At 53.7% G+C, this 17,121-nt stretch carries 14 protein-coding genes, 1 tRNA gene and 1 pseudogene; 6 read left to right on the plus strand and 10 right to left on the minus strand.

What is annotated here, in order from left to right:
- The first annotated feature begins 26 nt into the window (after window positions 1-26).
- Window positions 27-2,012, plus strand: coding sequence for a DNA topoisomerase IV subunit B (parE, locus tag IUJ45_RS09070; RefSeq protein ID WP_002246363.1), 1,986 nt, complete (start codon window positions 27-29; stop codon window positions 2,010-2,012).
- Between the two features lie 73 nt (window positions 2,013-2,085).
- Here parE and IUJ45_RS09075 read toward each other — a convergent pair whose 3' ends face one another.
- Both IUJ45_RS09075 and aroC read right to left on the minus strand, forming a co-directional pair.
- Complete coding sequence (locus IUJ45_RS09075) at window positions 2,086-2,511, minus strand: ProQ/FINO family protein (protein ID WP_002246362.1); 426 nt, start codon at window positions 2,509-2,511, stop codon at window positions 2,086-2,088.
- Window positions 2,512-2,602: 91 nt separating this feature from the next.
- A complete protein-coding gene (gene aroC / locus IUJ45_RS09080; protein ID WP_002212642.1) occupies window positions 2,603-3,703 on the minus strand; it encodes a chorismate synthase in 1,101 nt (366 codons plus the stop codon).
- A 146-nt stretch (window positions 3,704-3,849) separates the two neighbouring features.
- Here aroC and trmA point away from each other — a divergent pair, with 146 nt between their 5' ends.
- Both trmA and IUJ45_RS09090 read left to right on the plus strand, forming a co-directional pair.
- Entirely contained in the window at window positions 3,850-4,938 is a 1,089-nt protein-coding gene (gene trmA, locus IUJ45_RS09085) for a tRNA (uridine(54)-C5)-methyltransferase TrmA (protein ID WP_002216670.1), read from the plus strand.
- Window positions 4,939-4,958: 20 nt separating this feature from the next.
- Window positions 4,959-6,152: an amino acid aminotransferase gene (locus IUJ45_RS09090; RefSeq protein WP_002243760.1), complete on the plus strand. Its 1,194-nt coding sequence runs from the start codon at window positions 4,959-4,961 to the stop codon at window positions 6,150-6,152.
- Between the two features lie 64 nt (window positions 6,153-6,216).
- Here the strand turns inward: IUJ45_RS09090 and IUJ45_RS09095 are convergent.
- A tRNA-Arg gene (locus IUJ45_RS09095) sits at window positions 6,217-6,292 on the minus strand.
- 284 nt (window positions 6,293-6,576) lie between these two features.
- Between IUJ45_RS09095 and IUJ45_RS09100 the strand changes: the two genes are divergently transcribed.
- On the plus strand, window positions 6,577-7,416 hold the full coding sequence (locus IUJ45_RS09100; RefSeq protein WP_082308690.1) for a c-type cytochrome: 840 nt from the start codon (window positions 6,577-6,579) through the stop codon (window positions 7,414-7,416).
- A gap of 464 nt (window positions 7,417-7,880) precedes the next feature.
- On the opposite strand, the gene gcvP is transcribed toward IUJ45_RS09100, so the two are convergent.
- Both gcvP and IUJ45_RS09110 read right to left on the minus strand, forming a co-directional pair.
- On the minus strand, window positions 7,881-10,733 hold the full coding sequence (gcvP, locus tag IUJ45_RS09105; protein ID WP_002249434.1) for an aminomethyl-transferring glycine dehydrogenase: 2,853 nt from the start codon (window positions 10,731-10,733) through the stop codon (window positions 7,881-7,883).
- Window positions 10,734-10,763: 30 nt separating this feature from the next.
- The gene (locus IUJ45_RS09110) at window positions 10,764-11,123 is read right to left on the minus strand and encodes a hypothetical protein (RefSeq protein ID WP_002222137.1); all 360 of its coding nucleotides are present in this window, start codon (window positions 11,121-11,123) and stop codon (window positions 10,764-10,766) included.
- On the opposite strand from IUJ45_RS09110, the gene IUJ45_RS09115 reads away from it, so the two are divergent.
- Complete coding sequence (locus tag IUJ45_RS09115; RefSeq protein ID WP_025461591.1) at window positions 11,122-11,301, plus strand: hypothetical protein; 180 nt, start codon at window positions 11,122-11,124, stop codon at window positions 11,299-11,301. The genes IUJ45_RS09110 and IUJ45_RS09115 overlap by 2 nt on opposite strands.
- On the opposite strand, the gene IUJ45_RS09120 is transcribed toward IUJ45_RS09115, so the two are convergent.
- The 5 genes and pseudogenes from IUJ45_RS09120 to IUJ45_RS09140 all read right to left on the minus strand — a co-directional run bounded on the left by IUJ45_RS09120 (window position 11,294) and on the right by IUJ45_RS09140 (window position 15,957).
- Window positions 11,294-11,935, minus strand: coding sequence for an arylesterase (locus IUJ45_RS09120; RefSeq protein WP_080611166.1), 642 nt, complete (start codon window positions 11,933-11,935; stop codon window positions 11,294-11,296). The genes IUJ45_RS09115 and IUJ45_RS09120 overlap by 8 nt on opposite strands.
- Window positions 11,925-12,476 (minus strand): DNA-3-methyladenine glycosylase I, encoded by a 552-nt coding sequence (locus tag IUJ45_RS09125; protein WP_002216677.1) that lies wholly within the window; start codon window positions 12,474-12,476, stop codon window positions 11,925-11,927. The genes IUJ45_RS09120 and IUJ45_RS09125 overlap by 11 nt, the downstream gene beginning before the upstream one ends.
- A 3-nt stretch (window positions 12,477-12,479) precedes the next feature.
- A complete protein-coding gene (locus tag IUJ45_RS09130) occupies window positions 12,480-12,998 on the minus strand; it encodes a PqiC family protein (protein WP_002229795.1) in 519 nt (172 codons plus the stop codon).
- A complete protein-coding gene (gene pqiB / locus IUJ45_RS09135; protein WP_082308724.1) occupies window positions 12,998-14,659 on the minus strand; it encodes an intermembrane transport protein PqiB in 1,662 nt (553 codons plus the stop codon). The genes IUJ45_RS09130 and pqiB overlap by 1 nt, the downstream gene beginning before the upstream one ends.
- A pseudogene (locus tag IUJ45_RS09140) lies at window positions 14,652-15,957 on the minus strand (paraquat-inducible protein A). The gene pqiB and the pseudogene IUJ45_RS09140 overlap by 8 nt, the downstream one beginning before the upstream one ends.
- Window positions 15,958-16,449: 492 nt before the next feature.
- On the opposite strand from IUJ45_RS09140, the gene IUJ45_RS09145 reads away from it, so the two are divergent.
- Window positions 16,450-17,079: a biliverdin-producing heme oxygenase gene (locus tag IUJ45_RS09145; RefSeq protein ID WP_002246358.1), complete on the plus strand. Its 630-nt coding sequence runs from the start codon at window positions 16,450-16,452 to the stop codon at window positions 17,077-17,079.
- Window positions 17,080-17,121 lie beyond the last annotated feature (42 nt).

The following is a 17,121-nucleotide window of genomic DNA, read 5'->3' on the forward strand; positions in this document are numbered from 1 at the left end:
GTTTTTCTTACTTTCAGATTATTCCTATGGCTAAAAACAACCAATACAGCGAATCCAGCATCACCGTCCTCAAAGGCTTGGAGCCGGTCAAAGAACGTCCCGGCATGTACACCCGCACCGACAGCCCGACCCACATCTGTCAGGAAGTGATTGATAATGCGGCGGACGAGGCGTTGGGTGGTTTCGCGACTGCAATCGACGTGCAAATTCATGAAGACGGTTCGCTTTCCGTCCGTGATAACGGCCGCGGTATTCCCGTCGGCCTGCACCCTGAAGAAGGCGTACCCGTAGTCGAACTCGTGTTCACCCGTCTGCACGCGGGCGGCAAGTTCAACAAAAAAGACGGCGGCAGCGCGTATGCCTTTTCAGGCGGACTGCACGGCGTGGGCGTATCCGTCACCAACGCCCTCTCCACCCGCCTTGAGGTAACGGTCAAACGTGAAGGCAAAATCCACCGTATCGTGTTTGCCGGCGGCGACGTGGTCGAACCGTTGGCACAAGTGGGCAAATGCGCCGTCAAAGACAGCGGCACCGAAGTGCGCGTCTGGCCGGACGGCAAATATTTTGAAAGCCCGAATTACAGCATTCCCGAACTCGAACGCCTGCTGCGTGCCAAAGCCGTGCTGCTGCCGGGTGTGCGCGTTTCCCTGACCCGTCCGGTCAAAGGCGAAGACGAAGCGCACACCCAAACCTGGCATTACCCCGACGGCCTGAAAAGCTATCTGACCGACCTGATTGCCGACGCGCAGGAAGCCGTACCGCTGTTCTCTTGCGAAAACTACATTTCAGACGAACACAACGGCGATTTCAGCATCGGCGAAGGCGCCGCCTTTGCCCTGACTTGGCTGGAAGAAGGCTCGTGTGCCAACGAAAGCTATGTCAACCTCATCCCCACCCCGCTGGGCGGCACGCACGAAGCGGGCTTGAAACAAGCCGTGTTCAACGCCGTCAGCAACTTCATCAACCTGCACAACCTCTTACCGCGCGGCGTGAAAGTGCAAAGCGACGACGTGTTCGGCAAAACTGCCTTTGTCCTCTCTGCCCGTGTCCTCGACCCGCAGTTCCAAGGTCAGACCAAAGACAAACTGACCAACCGCGACGCGCTGAAACTCGTTGCTACCGTATCGGGCGACCCTTTGGAACTGTGGCTGAACCAAAACGTGGACTTCGGCAAAAAAATCGCCGAACTCGCCATCCGTCAGGCACAGGCGCGGATGCGTTCGGTTAAAAAGATTGAAAAGAAAAAAGGCAGCGGCGTCGCCGTCCTGCCCGGTAAGCTGACCGACTGCGAAAGCGAAGACATCCGCGAAAACGAACTCTTCCTTGTCGAAGGCGATTCCGCCGGCGGCTCCGCCAAACTCGCTCGCGACAAAGCCACCCAGGCCATCCTGCCCCTGCGCGGCAAAGTGCTCAACAGCTTTGAAGTCCACCCCGACCAGCTCTTCGGCAACGCCGAAATCCACGACATTTCAGTTGCCATCGGCGTCGATCCGCACGGCATCAACGACCATCCCGATTTAAGCGGCCTGCGTTACGGCAAAATCGCCATCCTGTCCGATGCCGACGTGGACGGCTCGCATATTCAAGTTTTGCTGCTGACCCTGTTCTACCGCCACTTCCCGAAACTGGTCGCTGACGGACACATCTACGTCGCCCAGCCGCCGCTGTTCCGCGTAGATGTCAACGCACAAGGTAAAAGCAAACCCGCCCGCAAATTCTACGCCCTCGACCAAAACGAACTTGACGGCATTTTAGAGCGGCTGCAAAAAGAAGGCGTTAAAGAAACTGCTTATTCCATCAGCCGTTTCAAAGGTTTGGGTGAGATGAACCCAGACCAGCTCAAAGATACTACCATGCACCCCGACACCCGCCGCCTGTTGCAGGTACAAATCCCCGAAGGCGCGGATGACGAGACGCGCGACATCTTCTTCAAACTGATGGGCAAAGGCGAAGCCGCCGCCCGCCGCGCTTGGATGGAACGCGAAGGCGATACGGCGGAATTGGATATTTGAACCGTGATTGCCGCATACGAAAAAATGCCGTCTGAAACCAAATCGGCTTTCAGACGGCATTTCGTTTGGGGATTTATTCTGTTGTGGAAGATTCGGCTGCTTCGGCTTCAACAGACGGCGTTTCGGCGACAGCTTGGGCGGACTGCTGTTGCAAAGCCTGCTGCACGAAAGGATGGTTTTGCGCGATTGCCTGTTCTTCGGGGGTAACTTCGCCTTTGAAACGGTTGTTCAAATCGAAACGTTTGCCACCGCGCGCCAAGGCTTTCAGATAGCGCGGACGGCGGCAGTGGTTGGCGAGGACGCGTGCAATCAGTGCGGCATCGTATTGGGGCAAAGCGGCAATCAAATCCTGATCGATACCGAGTGCCAACGGTTTAAATCGTTTGAATACATCATATTTGCCGTAGATGTGGTCGGCAATCATTTCTGTCTGTTTCTTTTTGCTCATAGTTTGGACGGCGGATTTCAGTGCTGCGCCCAAAGCGGTTTCTTGTGTCATTTCGGTTGTATTCCTCTAAACAAACCCGTGCGTCAAAGCGGCACGGCAATGCTCGGTATTCTATTATAAAGTCTGTGTTTTGGCTAAATTTTTATTTGTTTGAAAGGGTAATGTCGGGCGTATTAACCTGAACATCCGCATTTTGCGCGCGATGGCGCAGGGCGTGGTCGATTAAAACCAATGCCAGCATAGCTTCTGCAATCGGCGCGGCGCGCAAGCCGACGCAGGGGTCGTGCCTGCCGTGCGTGGCGAGTTCGATGGGGTTGCCGTTGATGTCGATACTGCGGCGCGGGGTGGCGATGGAGCTGGTGGGTTTGATGGCGATATTGACGTGGATGTCTTGTCCGGTGCTGATGCCGCCGAGGATGCCGCCTGAGTGGTTGGACAGGAAGCCTTGCGGGGTGAGTTCGTCGCCGTGTTCGCTGCCGCGTTGCGTTACGCTGTCAAAACCTGCGCCGATTTCCACGCCTTTGACGGCGTTGATGCCCATCATGGCGTAGGCGATTTCGGCATCGAGGCGGTCGAATACGGGTTCGCCCAAGCCGACGGGGACGTTGGCGGCTTCAATATGCAGCTTCGCGCCGACGGAATCCAAGGATTTGCGCACGCTGTCCATATAGTTTTCCAGCTCGGCAATTTGGCTATGGTTGGCGGCAAAAAAAGGATTTTGGGAAATGTGTTCGCAGCCTTCAAACCGGATTTCTTTTTCGCCGACTTGGGTAACGTAGGCGGTGATTTCCGTGCCGAATTTTTCTTTCAACCATTTTTTGGCAACGGCTCCGGCGGCAACGCGGGCGGCGGTTTCGCGGGCGGAACTCCTGCCGCCGCCCCGGTAGTCGCGCGTGCCGTATTTGTGCCAATAGGTATAGTCGGCGTGGCCGGGGCGGAAGCTGGTGGCGATGTTGCCGTAGTCTTTGCTGCGCTGGTCGGTATTGCGGATTAAGAGGGCGATGGGCGTGCCGGTGGTTTTGCCTTCGAATACGCCGGAGAGGATTTCGACTTGGTCGGCTTCGCGGCGTTGGGTAACGTGGCGGCTGGTGCCGGGTTTGCGTCGGTCGAGGTCAAATTGGATATCCGCTTCGCTTAATTCCAAGCCGGGCGGGCAGCCGTCGATGATACAGCCCAAACCCGCGCCGTGGCTTTCGCCGAAGGTGGTAACGGTGAAGAGTTGTCCGAAAGTGTTGCCTGCCATGATTTTTCCCTTTATCGGTATAGTGTGGAAAGATGGCGGATTTTAGCACAAAAGCCCGTCCGTCATTGAAGGGGCGGCAGTCAAAGAGTTTGCGTGCGGCGAGGCAAATCGGCTTATAATCCGGTCTGATTTTTCAGGATAGCGATATGAGCGACTACACGCAGCAGCTTCAAGATAAAAAAGACCACCTTAAAACCCTTTTTGCAGGTTTGGATGTTCCTGAGTGGGAAGTGTACGAATCTCCGGACAAACATTACCGTATGCGTGCCGAGTTCCGTATTTGGCACGAAGGCGGTGAAATGTTTTATGCCATGTTTGAAAAAGGACAAAAGGCTGGCGGGGCAAGCCTGATCCGTTGCGACCGTTTTGAAGCGGCTTCCGAAGCCGTCAACCGCCTGATGCCAGAATTGATTGCCGTTGCCGCCCAATCTGCCGAACTGAGAAACCGTTGGTATGCCGTCGAATTTTTGTCTACGCTCAGCGGGGAAATGCTGGTTACCATGATTTACCACAAAAGGCTTGATAATGAGTGGATGCAGGCGGCGCAAGCGTTACAGCAACAGTTGGATATTTCCGTCATCGGGCGGAGCAGGGGACAGAAAATAGTCTTAAAACAGGACTATGTAACGGAAACTTTGAAGGTCGGCAACCGGGATTTCCGTTATCGGCAAATTGAAGGCAGTTTTACCCAACCGAATGCCGCCGTGTGTCAGAAAATGCTTGAATGGGCCTGCGGTGCAGCAGAAGGATTGGATGGGGATTTGCTCGAACTGTATTGCGGAAACGGCAACTTTACGCTTCCTTTATCTGAAAAGTTTGAACGTGTTTTGGCAACCGAAATCTCCAAAACCTCCATCAGCGCGGCGCAATGGAATATCGAAGCCAACCGCATCGGCAACATCAAAATCGCCCGTCTGTCTGCTGAAGAATTTACCGAAGCCTATACCGGAAAACGTGAGTTTAAACGCCTTAAGGATGGCGGTATTGCTTTGACGGATTACGCATTTTCCACTATTTTCGTCGATCCGCCGCGTGCCGGTATCGATGAGGAAACTTTGAAGCTGGTGTCGCAGTTTGACAACATCATCTACATTTCCTGCAATCCCGAAACGCTGCGTGCCAATTTGGACACCTTGGTGGAAACCCATGCGGTCGAACGCGCCGCCCTGTTCGACCAATTCCCGTTTACGCACCATATCGAAAGTGGTGTATTGTTGAAAAAGAAAATCCTTTGAAAAAGTAAAAGGTAAGGACTATGTACCGACACATCGAATACTATCCGGGCGACCCGATTTTGAGTTTGGTCGAAACCTTCAAAAACGACCCGCGCCCTGAAAAAGTCAATTTGAGCATAGGCATTTATTTCGACGACGAAGGCAAAATGCCCGTGTTGGAATCCGTGCGCCGTGCCGAAACCGCCCGCGCCGCCACGCCTGCGCCGTCGCCCTACCTGCCGATGGAAGGCTTGGACACTTACCGCAGCGCGGTGCAGCATTTATTGTTCGGCACAGACAACCCTGCGCTCGCGCAAGGGCGCATCGTTACCGTACAAACCTTGGGCGGCTCGGGCGCACTCAAAGTCGGGGCGGACTTCCTGCACCGCTGGTTTCCCGAAGCGCGCGCCTACGTCAGCGACCCGACTTGGGACAACCATCGCGGCATTTTTGAAGGCGCAGGTTTCGAGGTCGGCACTTACCCATATTACGACCCTGCCACTGTTGGCGTGAAATTCGACGAAATGACCGCGTTTTTCAACACCCTGCCCGAAAACAGCGTCCTGATCCTCCATCCCTGCTGCCACAACCCGACCGGCGTGGATATGTCGGAACAGCAATGGGACGAAGTGTTGCACATCATCAAAACGCGCAAACTGATTCCGTTTATGGACATTGCCTACCAAGGCTTCGGCGGCGATTTGGACAGCGATGCCTACGCCGTCCGCAAAGCGGTGGAAATGGAATTGCCCTTGTTCGTCAGCAATTCCTTCTCAAAAAACCTGTCGCTCTACGGCGAGCGCGTCGGCGGCCTGAGCGTGGTTTGCCCGAATAAGGAAGAAGCGGATTTGGTGTTCGGACAGCTCAAATTCACTGTCCGCCGCATCTACTCCAGCCCGCCCGCGCACGGCGCGTATATCGCCGCCGACGTGATGAACAGCCCCGAACTTTACGCCTTGTGGCAAAACGAGGTTTATATGATGCGCGACCGCATCCGTGCGATGCGGCAGAAACTTTATGATGTCTTAACTGCGCAAATCCCCGATCGCGATTTCACTTATTTCATCAAACAGCGCGGCATGTTCGGCTACACAGGATTGAGCGTGGAACAAGTCCGCAGGCTGCGCGACGAATTTGCCGTTTACCTGCTGGATTCCGGCAGGATGTGCGTCGCCGGACTGAATACGTCGAATACCGACTATGTTGCCCGCGCATTTGCGGAAGTCTTGAAATAAGAGTTTGAAGTAAGTCAAAAGACCGTCTGAAAAATATTTATCTTTCAGACGGTCTCTTTATAATTGGCGCACCCAACAGGGATCGAACCTGTGACCTCCAGCTTCGGAAACTGACACTCTTCCAACTGAGCTATGGGTGCGTAAAACGTAAGGTTAACGTAAATTCTGCAAATTGGCAAAGGTTATCTTGCGCCGGCAGGCGGCGTATGGCGGCATAAGGAGAGTTTTCTTGAGGATAAACCATTATTTTCAAAGGATTATTTGTTTTATACAGATACCGTTGGCAAATTTTTTCATATTTTCAATGATAGCGATTGGAAAGACCCTGTGAATTCAGTATAATCCAGCAAAATATTGTTAACTGCGTTTAACACACCAAACTATAATTTACAGCACAACCTAACCTGACGGCGAGGCCTACCAAATGAAACAACTCCGCGACAACAAAGCCCAAGGCTCTGCACTGTTTACCCTTGTGAGCGGTATCGTTATTGTTATTGCAGTCCTTTATTTCCTGATTAAGCTGGCGGGCAGCGGCTCGTTCGGCGATGTCGATGCCACTACGGAAGCGGCAACGCAGACCCGTATCCAGCCCGTCGGACAATTGACGATGGGCGACGGCATCCCCGTCGGCGAACGCCAAGGCGAACAGATTTTCGGCAAAATCTGTATCCAATGCCACGCGGCGGACAGCAATGTGCCGAACGCTCCGAAACTGGAACACAACGGCGATTGGGCACCGCGTATCGCGCAAGGCTTCGATACCTTGTTCCAACACGCGCTGAACGGCTTTAACGCCATGCCTGCCAAAGGCGGTGCGGCAGACCTGACCGATCAGGAACTCAAACGGGCGATTACTTACATGGCGAACAAAAGCGGCGGTTCTTTCCCGAATCCTGATGAGGCTGCGCCTGCCGACAATGCCGCTTCAGGAACAGCTTCTGCTCCTGCCGATAGTGCAGCTTCGGCAGAAGCGAAGGCAGAAGACAAGGGTGCGGCAGCCCCTGCGGTCGGCGTTGACGGTAAAAAAGTCTTCGAAGCAACCTGTCAGGTGTGCCACGGCGGTTCGATTCCCGGTATTCCCGGCATAGGCAAAAAAGACGATTGGGCACCGCGTATCAAAAAAGGCAAAGAAACCTTGCACAAACACGCCCTTGAAGGCTTTAACGCGATGCCGGCCAAAGGCGGCAATGCAGGTTTGAGCGATGACGAAGTCAAAGCGGCTGTTGACTATATGGCAAACCAATCCGGTGCAAAATTCTAAATTTAGATTAAAATTTCGGATTAAATAAAAACGGGGCAGGTATCTGCTCCGTTTTTTTATGGGAATTTATAGTGGATTAACAAAAATCAGGACAAGGCGACGAAGCCGCAGACAGTACAGATAGTACGGAACCGATTCACTTGGTGCTTGAGCACCTTAGAGAATCGTTCTCTTTGAGCTAAGGAGAGGCAACGCTGTACTGGTTTTTGTTAATCCACTATATTTGTTTGTCCGTGTGGAAATGACATCAAAGGGTGTGAATAGGCTTTTCATCTTTGAAATCTGTTTGCACGATCGGATGAATAAAAAGTAGGATGATAAAAAAGCTGATGTATGGATACTGGTTTAACTCATTTGTTTTAAAGTTATAGTCGAGATACGTGTATTGGTGCAACCAGTCTGCCGTTGACGAAAATGCCGTCTGAAAATGTTTCAGACGGCATTTGTCTTCGGGGTTTCAACGGTCAGTCTTCATAATTTTCCATCGGTGGGCAGCTGCACACGAGATTGCGGTCGCCGTACACGTCGTCCACACGGTTGACGCTCGGCCAGAATTTGTGTTCGCGGACGAATGGCAACGGAAAGACGGCTTCTTCACGGGAGTACGGATGCGCCCATTCGCCGGTTACATCGGATGCGGTATGCGGAGCGTTGACCAGCGGATTGTCCTCTTTCGGCCATTCGCCGCGCCCGACTTTCAGCACTTCCTGTTTGATTTGTTTCAGGGCGGCGATGAAGCGGTCGAGTTCGGCTTTGCTTTCGCTCTCGGTCGGCTCGATCATCAGCGTACCGGCAACGGGGAAGGAAACCGTCGGGGCGTGGAAGCCGTAGTCCATCAGGCGTTTGGCGATGTCGGTTTCAGTGATGCCGCTTTCGGCTTTGAGCGGACGCAAATCGACGATACATTCATGCGCGACGCGGCCGTTTTTGCCTGTATACAGAATCGGATAGTCTTCGCTCAGGCGTTTGGCAACGTAGTTGGCGTTGAGCAATGCCCAGCGTGTCGCCTGTTCCATGCCTTGTTTGCCCATCATGGTCAGGTACATCCAAGTAATCGGCAGTATGGACGCAGAACCGAAGGCCGCAGCAGCAACGGCGGTTTGGTCGGCACTGGCGCTGTGGGTGTCGGTCAAAGCGTGTCCCGGTGCGAACGGAGCCAGATGGGCTTTCAAGCCAATCGGACCCATGCCCGGACCGCCGCCGCCGTGAGGGATACAGAAGGTTTTGTGCAGGTTCATGTGCAACACGTCCGCGCCGACTTCGGCAGGCTGCATGATGCCGATTTGGGCGTTGAGGTTGGCGCCGTCCATGTAAACCTGTCCGCCGTTTTCATGGACGATGCGGCAGATGTCGCGGATGCCTTCTTCGTACACGCCGTGGGTGGACGGATAGGTAATCATGATGGCGGACAAAGCGTCGCGGTGTTGCTCGGCTTTGGCTTTCAAATCGTCGATGTTGACGTTGCCGTGTTCGTCGGTATCGACGACGACGACTTTCAAACCGAGCATGGCGGCGGTGGCGGGGTTGGTGCCGTGGGCGGATTTGGGAATCAGACAGATGTTGCGCTGCGCTTCGCCTTGCGCTTCCTGATAGCGGCGGATGGCAAGCATACCGCTGTATTCGCCCTGCGCGCCGGAGTTGGGCTGGAAGGAAATTGCATCAAAACCGGTGATGGATTTCAGGCTGTTTTCCATATCGGCGAGCAATTCGCGGTAGCCGGCGGTTTGCGCTTCAGGAGCGTAAGGATGGATGTCGGAGAACTCCGCCCAAGTAATCGGCAACATTTCCGCAGTCGCGTTGAGTTTCATGGTGCAGCTGCCCAATGAAATCATGCTGCGGTTCATCGCCAAGTCGCGGTCTTCGAGTTTTTTCAGGTAGCGCAGCATTTCGTGTTCGGTGTGGTAACGGTTGAACACGGGATGTTGCAGAATGTCGTCTTGACGCAGCAGTTCGGCGTTCAGACGGCCTTTGACATCATCGGCAAATGCGAACGTATCCTTGCCGGTAAACGCGCGGTACAAATCAACCAAATCTTCGCATGCCGATGTTTCGTGGAATGCAGCCGCAACTTGAGTATCGTTAACGCGGCGCAGGTTATAGCCCGATTCCAAAGCAGCGGCAAACACTTGGTCTGCTTTCTCTTTGTTGCCGAAATCGACGGTAACGGTATCGAAGAAGACTTTGTGAACCACATTAATGCCGTCTGAAACCAGCGCATCGGCAAAAGCAGAAGCCAGCGCGTGAATGCGGTTGGCGATGCGTTTCACGCCTTCAGGGCCGTGGTAAACGGCATACATACCCGCCAAATTCGCCAGCAATGCTTGTGCGGTACAAATATTGGACGTGGCTTTTTCGCGGCGGATGTGTTGCTCGCGGGTGGACAACGCCATGCGCAAGGCAGGTTTGCCTGATGCGTCTTTGGATACGCCGATGATGCGGCCAGGGGCGGAACGTTTGAACGCGTCTTTAAACGCGAAATAAGCGGCGTGCGGCCCGCCGAAGCCCATAGGCACGCCGAAACGTTGGGTGTTGCCCAAAGCAATATCCGCGCCCAATTCGGCAGGTGATTTCAGTAAAACCAAGCTCATGATGTCGGCGGCAACAGCAACGATCGTGCCTTTTGCTTTCAGACGACCGATAACATCCTGCAAGTCTTGCACATCGCCGTCTTTGCCGACGTATTGGAACAGCGCGCCGAAGTATTCGCCGTCATCCGCTTTGGCAAAATCGCTGACCACCAGCTCGAAGCCGAAATATTTGGCGCGGGTTTTCATCACGTCCAAAGTTTGCGGATACACGCGCTCGTCCACGAAGAAACGCTCGGATTTTACCTTGCCCACGCGGTGCGCCATCGCCATCGCTTCGGCGGCGGCAGTTGCCTCGTCCAGCAAAGACGCGCCCGCCACGGGAAAACCGGTCAAATCGATGCACACTTGTTGGAAGTTCAACAAAGCTTCCAAACGACCCTGGGCAATTTCCGCCTGATACGGCGTGTAGGCGGTGTACCAACCCGGATTTTCCAATACGTTACGCAAAATCACGTTCGGCACGCGGGTCGGGTAATAGCCTAAACCGATATAGGATTTGTTGATCATGTTTTTCGACGCAATGCCTTTCAATTTTGCCAACGCGTCCGCTTCGGTCAAGGCCTCGGGCAAATCGAGTTCGGACGGCATACGGATGCTTTGCGGCACGGTGTTGCCGACAAAATCGTCCATACTTTTCTCGCCGACAGCGGCAAGCAACGCCGCTTCGTCGCCGAAACTCAAATGCCGCGCGGCAAATTCGTTGGGGTTGAACAGTTCGGACAGTTTCATTTCTACTCCTTCGGGTTTGTAGGGCTGCCATCAGGCAGAATTTTTAGACATCGGATGATTCGGGCAAGGGTAGCACAAAAGACGGGATAATGGCGGACAATGCGCCAGAATGCAGCAGGTCAGGACAAGCAGCGCCACAAGCGGCAGCGATAAGGGAAAGCCGCCGCCCAAAACCATGAAACCTGCAGGCACCAGCCAAGCCAATGGATACGCCGGAAGCGGAAAAACAATATTGAGCAGAACCAAAATCACGACAAACAGCGGCAGACCCGCCATCAGGTTGGCACGCCTGTATGTTGCGTACGGGTCGGATGCTTCTTCAGGTTCGCAATATTCCATGATTTCAGCCTGTCCGGGCTTTATCCACAGCAGGCTCGGACGGTCGGTCATGCCGTCTGAACCGGCAGGCCGTCTTTTTCAAAAAACGCCATACCGCTGCAACTTCATGCGGCTGTATGGCGTAGGCTTTGCACTTCAGACGGCATATGCGTCCCGAAGCAGTTTGGTGTCCCAGTCGGTTCATGATTATATAAACAACTTGGGTGCGGATAAACCTTTGTTTATCTAAACCCCTGTTTTCTCAAAAATTGATTCAAATCTTCGGCAAATTTCCGATAGCCTTTGCCGTTGGCGTGGATTTGGTCGGATTTCAGATTATTATCGCCCAAAATTTCCGCCCACGCGCCGCCGAACAGCGGAATGCCGTATTCCTCGGACAAATCCTCATACAGCGGATGGTCGCTCAAATGTCCGAACAACGCGCCCAGTGTGATGTGCGGCACGCCGACGAGGACGGCGGGGATGTTTTCCTTCTGCACGGTTTCGATGATTTTCGCGATATTGGCGCGGGTCTGCTCCTCGGGAACTTTGCGCAGAAAGTCGTTGCCGCCTATGCCGACAATCACAAGCTTGGGTTTGCGTGCCAACAGCGCGGGCAGGCGCGACAGGGCTTGGGCGGATGTATCGCCCGATACGCCGCCGTTGACAATATTCCAACCCGTCAGTTTTTGCAGTTGCGCGGGGTAGGATTCGCCAGGGTTTGCGCCGTAGCCGAAGGCAAGCGAATCGCCCAAGGCAAGTACGGTGCTTCCTTCGGGAATTTTGGCGTGGGTTCGGGCGGATTTTCTGCCGCAGGCGGTAAGCAGCAACGCGCCTGCGCCGAGGAGGAAGATTCTTCTGTTCATTGGTTTTTCAGATGGCATCGAGCCATTTCGGGTGGTATTTCAGGGTTTCACGGTAAACCGGACAGCTTTCGGCGTGCGCGCCTTTGAGGTAGCCGGTACTCATCAGAAATTCGCCGACGATTTCGCCGCCGACGAATTTGAAATGTTTTTTAAAGAGTTTAACCCATTCGTCTTTGCTTCGCGGATGGTGCGCGTCAAGCCAGTTCTTGAACGAGCCGTATTCTTGTTGCAACGCTTGGATTTGCCGTGCATTGAAAATGGCGGCATCGATTTTCAGGCGGTTGCGGACGATGCCCGCGTCGGCAAGCAGGCGTTCGCGGTCGGTGTCGTCGAAGGCGGCAACGGTATTGATGTCGAACCCTTCAAATGCTGTCTGAAACGCCTGCTGCTTCTTCAGCATCAGCGTCCAGTTTAATCCTGCCTGATTGATTTCCAACACCAGCCGCTCAAACAATTCATTGTCGTCCTCAATCGGAAAACCGTATTGCGTGTCGTGGTAATGTTTGTTCGGGTTATCGGTGTTTTCGGGAAGTGAGGCGGCAAATTCGCAATAGTTCACGGTTTACTCGACCATCTGTTGCGCCGCCTGTTTCAGTCCCTGTTCGAGTGCGGCGGTCATCGCGGCGTAGCCGTCACCCTGCTGTTCGGTTTCGATATGGAAGGGTCTGTTCGTACCGTCGGGTAGGACGGCGTAGCCGCTGATGAGGGTTTTGCCCGTGTAGCTGCCTTGGAATGCGTCGATATAGACCGTCCATTTTTCGGTACTGCCGCTGCGTGAGGCAGGAACAAAGATGCGTGTGCTGTCCAAACGGTTGAATGCATTGCTCAACGCCGCTTCGAGCATATCGTCCAAGGTGTCTGCCCAGACGTGGTTTTGTGCGGTGTTGAGGCGGTAGGGGTCGGTTTGATAGACCAGTCCGCCGCGTTTGAGCGGTTCGGCAAGACGGACTTCGACGGCAGTTTCGCCGCCTTGCGTTGCAGGACGGATGTAGCGGCTGTCGGGCAACACGAAATATTGTGTGCTTTGCACAGTACCGCAGGCGGCAAGCGTCAGGGCGGCGGCAATCGGGAAGAGGCGCATTATCGGCTTCCTTTCGGGATAGGGTCTTTGCTGCTGCTGTTGAAAATCAGCGCGTTGGGTTTTTCTTTCAAAGTGTTAATGACGGGTTGAACGTCTTTTAAGGTTTTGTCCAAACTTTGCAGCGTATTTTGTACGTCGCCGTAGATAGGCGATTGAGGCGATACGCCTTGCAGGGTTGTGCGCAACTCTTTCAGGGTTTGGTTCAGTTCGTTCGGAATGTTTTGTGTCTGCGGTTTGCCGACCAGTTTGTCGATGGAGCTTAGGGCGGCATTGGCAGATTTGAGTGTGGATTTGAGCTCGGCAAGCGAACCGTTCAATTCGGCAACCGTCTTATCTAAAGGCAGTTTGTCGAACTTGTCCAGCAAATCCGCCAATTTGACCTGCAAATCGTCCAAACCGCCGCCCTGGGTCGCGATAACGGTATCGCCTGCATAAACGGTATGCGGTCGCAGCTTGGGCGAGGCGGAAGGCTGATCGTTCAACTCAATCATTTTGCTGCCGGTCAGCAGGTTGTTGCTGGAGATGGTGGCGGTCAGGCCTTTGTTTAAGGCCGTCTGAAATTGTTGTTTCCAATGTTCTTTGCTTTGTTCGTCGGCATTGATTTCCAAACGGGAAGACTCAATACGGATGCGTACGGGAATCCAGCCGTTTTCAAACAGGTGCAGGCTGTCGTTGCGGTCGAAATAAGGAACATCGGAAACCACGCCGACATTCAGCCCTTTGTACTCGACAGGCGAACCGACGGTCAGTCCGCGCACGGATTGTTTGAAAAACGCGGTGTAGTACAGCGAACGGTCATCAGGCAGGTTGGCGACTTCGCTGCGGCTGTCGTAAAGCGTGAAGCTGTCTTCGCTTTTGACGTTTTTACTGTTTTTGGTTTTCGGCGAATCAAATGAAATCGCGCCCGACAGCAGGGCAGGCAGAGGGGCGGAATTGAGTTTGATGCCGCTGCCTGTGGTTTCGATATTGATGCCGCTTTCCAGCCAGAAACGGCTGGCGGAATGAATCAGTTTGTCGTTGGGGCTTTGGATGAAGATGGTGTAATGCACGCTTTGGTCGGACGGGTCGAAATGCGCGCTTTCGACTTGCCCGACCATAAAGTTTTCATACAAAACAGGGCTGTTGACGTTGAGGATGCGGTCGTTTTTACCAATCAAATTCAAGCGCAGCCCGCTTTGCCCGATGGCGGTAACGGGCGGAATGTCCTGCACTTGGAACACGTCTTTTGCCTCGTCGCTTTTGCCGGGTGTAAAGGCGATGTACGAACCCGAAAGCAGCGTACCCAAACCGGTTACGCCGCTTTGGTCGATACGCGGCTTGACCACCCAAAACTGGGTATCGCTGCGGATGAGGCCGGATACGTCCGCATTGAGTTGGGCGGTTACTTCCACGCCTTTTTGGTCGTCGCGCAGTTTGATTCGGGTAACGCGTCCGACATCGATGCTCAATACTTTGATGACCGTATTGTTGACCTCAATGCCTTCCGCGCTGTCCATCAAGAGCGTAACCACAGGCCCCCTGTTGCGGATTTCCTTAACCCAAAGCCAGCCGCCGGCAATCAGCGCGATCAGCGGAACCAGCCAGACGGCAGAGAGGAAGGTGTTGTTTTTGCGGACGCGTGCTTGGGCGTGTCCGTTTGGAGGAGGGCTGTTGTCAGTCATGTTTTTCCGTTTCATTGAAAGCAATGCCGTCTGAAGCGCGTTTGTCCCAAAGCAGGCGCGGGTCGAAATAATAGGCGGACAGCATCGTCAGAATCACGACCAGGCAGAAATAGACTGCCGCACTGCCCGGAATGACGCGCGCGGCATAAGTGTGGAACGAACACATCAAAATAATAATCACAAAAATATCAATCATCGACCAGCGGCCGACCGCTTCGGTGATGCGGTAGAGGTGCGACAATTTCTTTGCACCCGTTGGCAAAGCGAAGCGGGCGGACGCAATCAAAACCGACATTGCCGCAATCTTCAGTACCGGCACCAAAATACTCGCGCTGAAAATAACCGCCGCAATCAGCCTGTCGCCCTCGTCCCACATATAAGCGATGCCGTTAAGGATGGTATTGACCTCCGTGGCGGCAGGATTGGACGAAATCATAATCGGCAGGATATTGGCAGGGAAATACAAAATAACCGCCGCCGTCAGAAACGCCGACGAAATACTCAGACTTTTCGGCCGTCGGCGGTACAGTTCCGCACCGCACACGCCGCAGGGGGATTCGGCACTGTCGCGGAAATACAGGCAGCGGCTGCAACAGGTTTTACCTTCCGATGCCGTCTGAACCGCATTATCCCCCGTCAGCCGCCCGATTTGAAAATACACCCAATGCTGGGGAACCGATACCGAAGTCCGAATCAGCATAACCGACAGCGCGAACATCAGATAAAACGCCGATCCGAAGCGAACCTCTGCCACAGACGAGAGCTTGATATACGCCACCAAAGTGGAAACAAAAAACACATCCACCATCATCGCCTGTCTCAAGCGCACCATCACACGCGTTGCCAAACGCAGCGCAGGATACGCCTGTTTCCGTATCAGCGCGGCATAGACATACAGGCACAGCAGCAGAAACAGAACCGGCGCGCCGAAGGTCAGCACAAACATCACTTCGGCCAAAAAACCATAATCCTGAAACACCATCAGGCGCATCATCTCGGGCAGCGAAAGGACGGATGCCGCACCCGGTATCCCGACCTCGATATACGTCATACCGTAAGCAAACGCCATCAAAATCAGCGAAGCCGCCGCATAAGCGGGCGGGGCGGAAAAAGGATGCCTGCCCACCCTGAAGAGCTTATAGCCGCAGCGCGGGCAGAACGCCGCCTCCCCCCCTGTCCAATTGCGGCACATCCGCGCGGCAGCCGCATTCCGGGCAATCTACCGTATGCGGCGGCAGGGCTTCGTCGCGGCAGTTGCCGCGAAGGCTGTGGGGGATATTTTCGGCAAACGGCTTCATCGGGAAAGTGGCAAATATAAGTGGCGGCATTATAAAGGAAAAAAGGCGATACACCCAATCAGGATGCAAAACCGGCAGGTTCGGCAGTATGAACAAGCCCTTGGTGTCCGGCAAAAATATTTTTCGAGCGGCTGTCCGCCGACTGCCGAACCCATTTGATAAAATCCCGATTCTGTAAAGAATAGTAAAATACCTGCTTAAAAACATCACGCAAATGATATTTTTTCCAAAAATATGTGATAATAAATTTCGTTTATGATTCTTTATTATTTTTATAGTGGATTAACAAAAATCAGGACAAGGCGGCGAAGCCGCAGACAGTACAAATAGTACGGAACCGATTCACTTGGTGCTTCAGCACCTTAGAGAATCGTTCTCTTTGAGCTAAGGCGAGGCAACGCCGTACTGGTTTTTGTTAATCCACTATATATGCGGGCAAGTGCGGATTTTGCCCGCCCCGCATCCTTATCCCTTACCGACAAAGGAAAACTTATGAGTGAAACCGAAAATCAAGCCCTGACGTTTGCCAAACGTCTGAAGGCGGATACCACGGCGGTTCACGACAGCGTGGATAATCTCGTTATGTCTGTCCAACCGTTTGTCAGCAAAGAAAACTACATCAAATTTTTGAAACTCCAATCCGTTTTCCACAAGGCGGTCGATCATATTTATAAAGATGCCGAATTAAACAAAGCCATTCCCGAGCTGGAATACATGGCGCGATACGATGCCGTAACGCAAGACTTGAAAGACTTGGGCGAAGAGCCTTACAAATTCGACAAAGAATTGCCATACGAAGCCGGCAACAAAGCAATCGGCTGGCTTTATTGCGCCGAAGGATCCAATTTGGGCGCGGCGTTTTTGTTCAAACACGCGCAAAAACTCGATTACAACGGCGAACACGGCGCGCGCCACCTCGCTCCGCATCCCGACGGGCGCGGCAAACACTGGCGCGCCTTCGTCGAGCATCTGAACGCTTTGAACCTGACTCCCGAAGCCGAAGCGGAAGCCATCCAAGGCGCGCGCGAAGCCTTTGCATTCTACAAAGTCGTGTTGCGCGAAACCTTCGGTTTGGCAGCCGATGCCGAAGCACCGGAAGGAATGATGCCGCACAGGCACTAAAAAATAATCGAACCAAATAAACAAGGTCTCGGCATAGCTGTT

This window comes from Neisseria meningitidis (assembly GCF_022869645.1).
Taxonomy (GTDB): domain Bacteria; phylum Pseudomonadota; class Gammaproteobacteria; order Burkholderiales; family Neisseriaceae; genus Neisseria; species Neisseria meningitidis.

Excerpts from the sequence above, each read along its gene's own strand:
- IUJ45_RS09130 (WP_002229795.1), bottom strand. The coding sequence starts at position 12,998 with ATGCGCCTCTTCCCGATTGCCGCCGCCCTGACGCTTGCCGCCTGCGGT.
- trmA (WP_002216670.1), top strand. The coding sequence starts at position 3,850 with ATGAGCGACTACACGCAGCAGCTTCAAGATAAAAAAGACCACCTTAAA.
- IUJ45_RS09115 (WP_025461591.1), top strand. The coding sequence starts at position 11,122 with ATGCCGTCTGAACCGGCAGGCCGTCTTTTTCAAAAAACGCCATACCGC.
- gcvP (WP_002249434.1), bottom strand. The coding sequence starts at position 10,733 with ATGAAACTGTCCGAACTGTTCAACCCCAACGAATTTGCCGCGCGGCAT.
- IUJ45_RS09100 (WP_082308690.1), top strand. The coding sequence starts at position 6,577 with ATGAAACAACTCCGCGACAACAAAGCCCAAGGCTCTGCACTGTTTACC.
- IUJ45_RS09075 (WP_002246362.1), bottom strand. The coding sequence starts at position 2,511 with ATGACACAAGAAACCGCTTTGGGCGCAGCACTGAAATCCGCCGTCCAA.
- pqiB (WP_082308724.1), bottom strand. The coding sequence starts at position 14,659 with ATGACTGACAACAGCCCTCCTCCAAACGGACACGCCCAAGCACGCGTC.
- IUJ45_RS09090 (WP_002243760.1), top strand. The coding sequence starts at position 4,959 with ATGTACCGACACATCGAATACTATCCGGGCGACCCGATTTTGAGTTTG.
- parE (WP_002246363.1), top strand. The coding sequence starts at position 27 with ATGGCTAAAAACAACCAATACAGCGAATCCAGCATCACCGTCCTCAAA.
- IUJ45_RS09145 (WP_002246358.1), top strand. The coding sequence starts at position 16,450 with ATGAGTGAAACCGAAAATCAAGCCCTGACGTTTGCCAAACGTCTGAAG.
- aroC (WP_002212642.1), bottom strand. The coding sequence starts at position 3,703 with ATGGCAGGCAACACTTTCGGACAACTCTTCACCGTTACCACCTTCGGC.
- IUJ45_RS09120 (WP_080611166.1), bottom strand. The coding sequence starts at position 11,935 with ATGCCATCTGAAAAACCAATGAACAGAAGAATCTTCCTCCTCGGCGCA.
- IUJ45_RS09110 (WP_002222137.1), bottom strand. The coding sequence starts at position 11,123 with ATGACCGACCGTCCGAGCCTGCTGTGGATAAAGCCCGGACAGGCTGAA.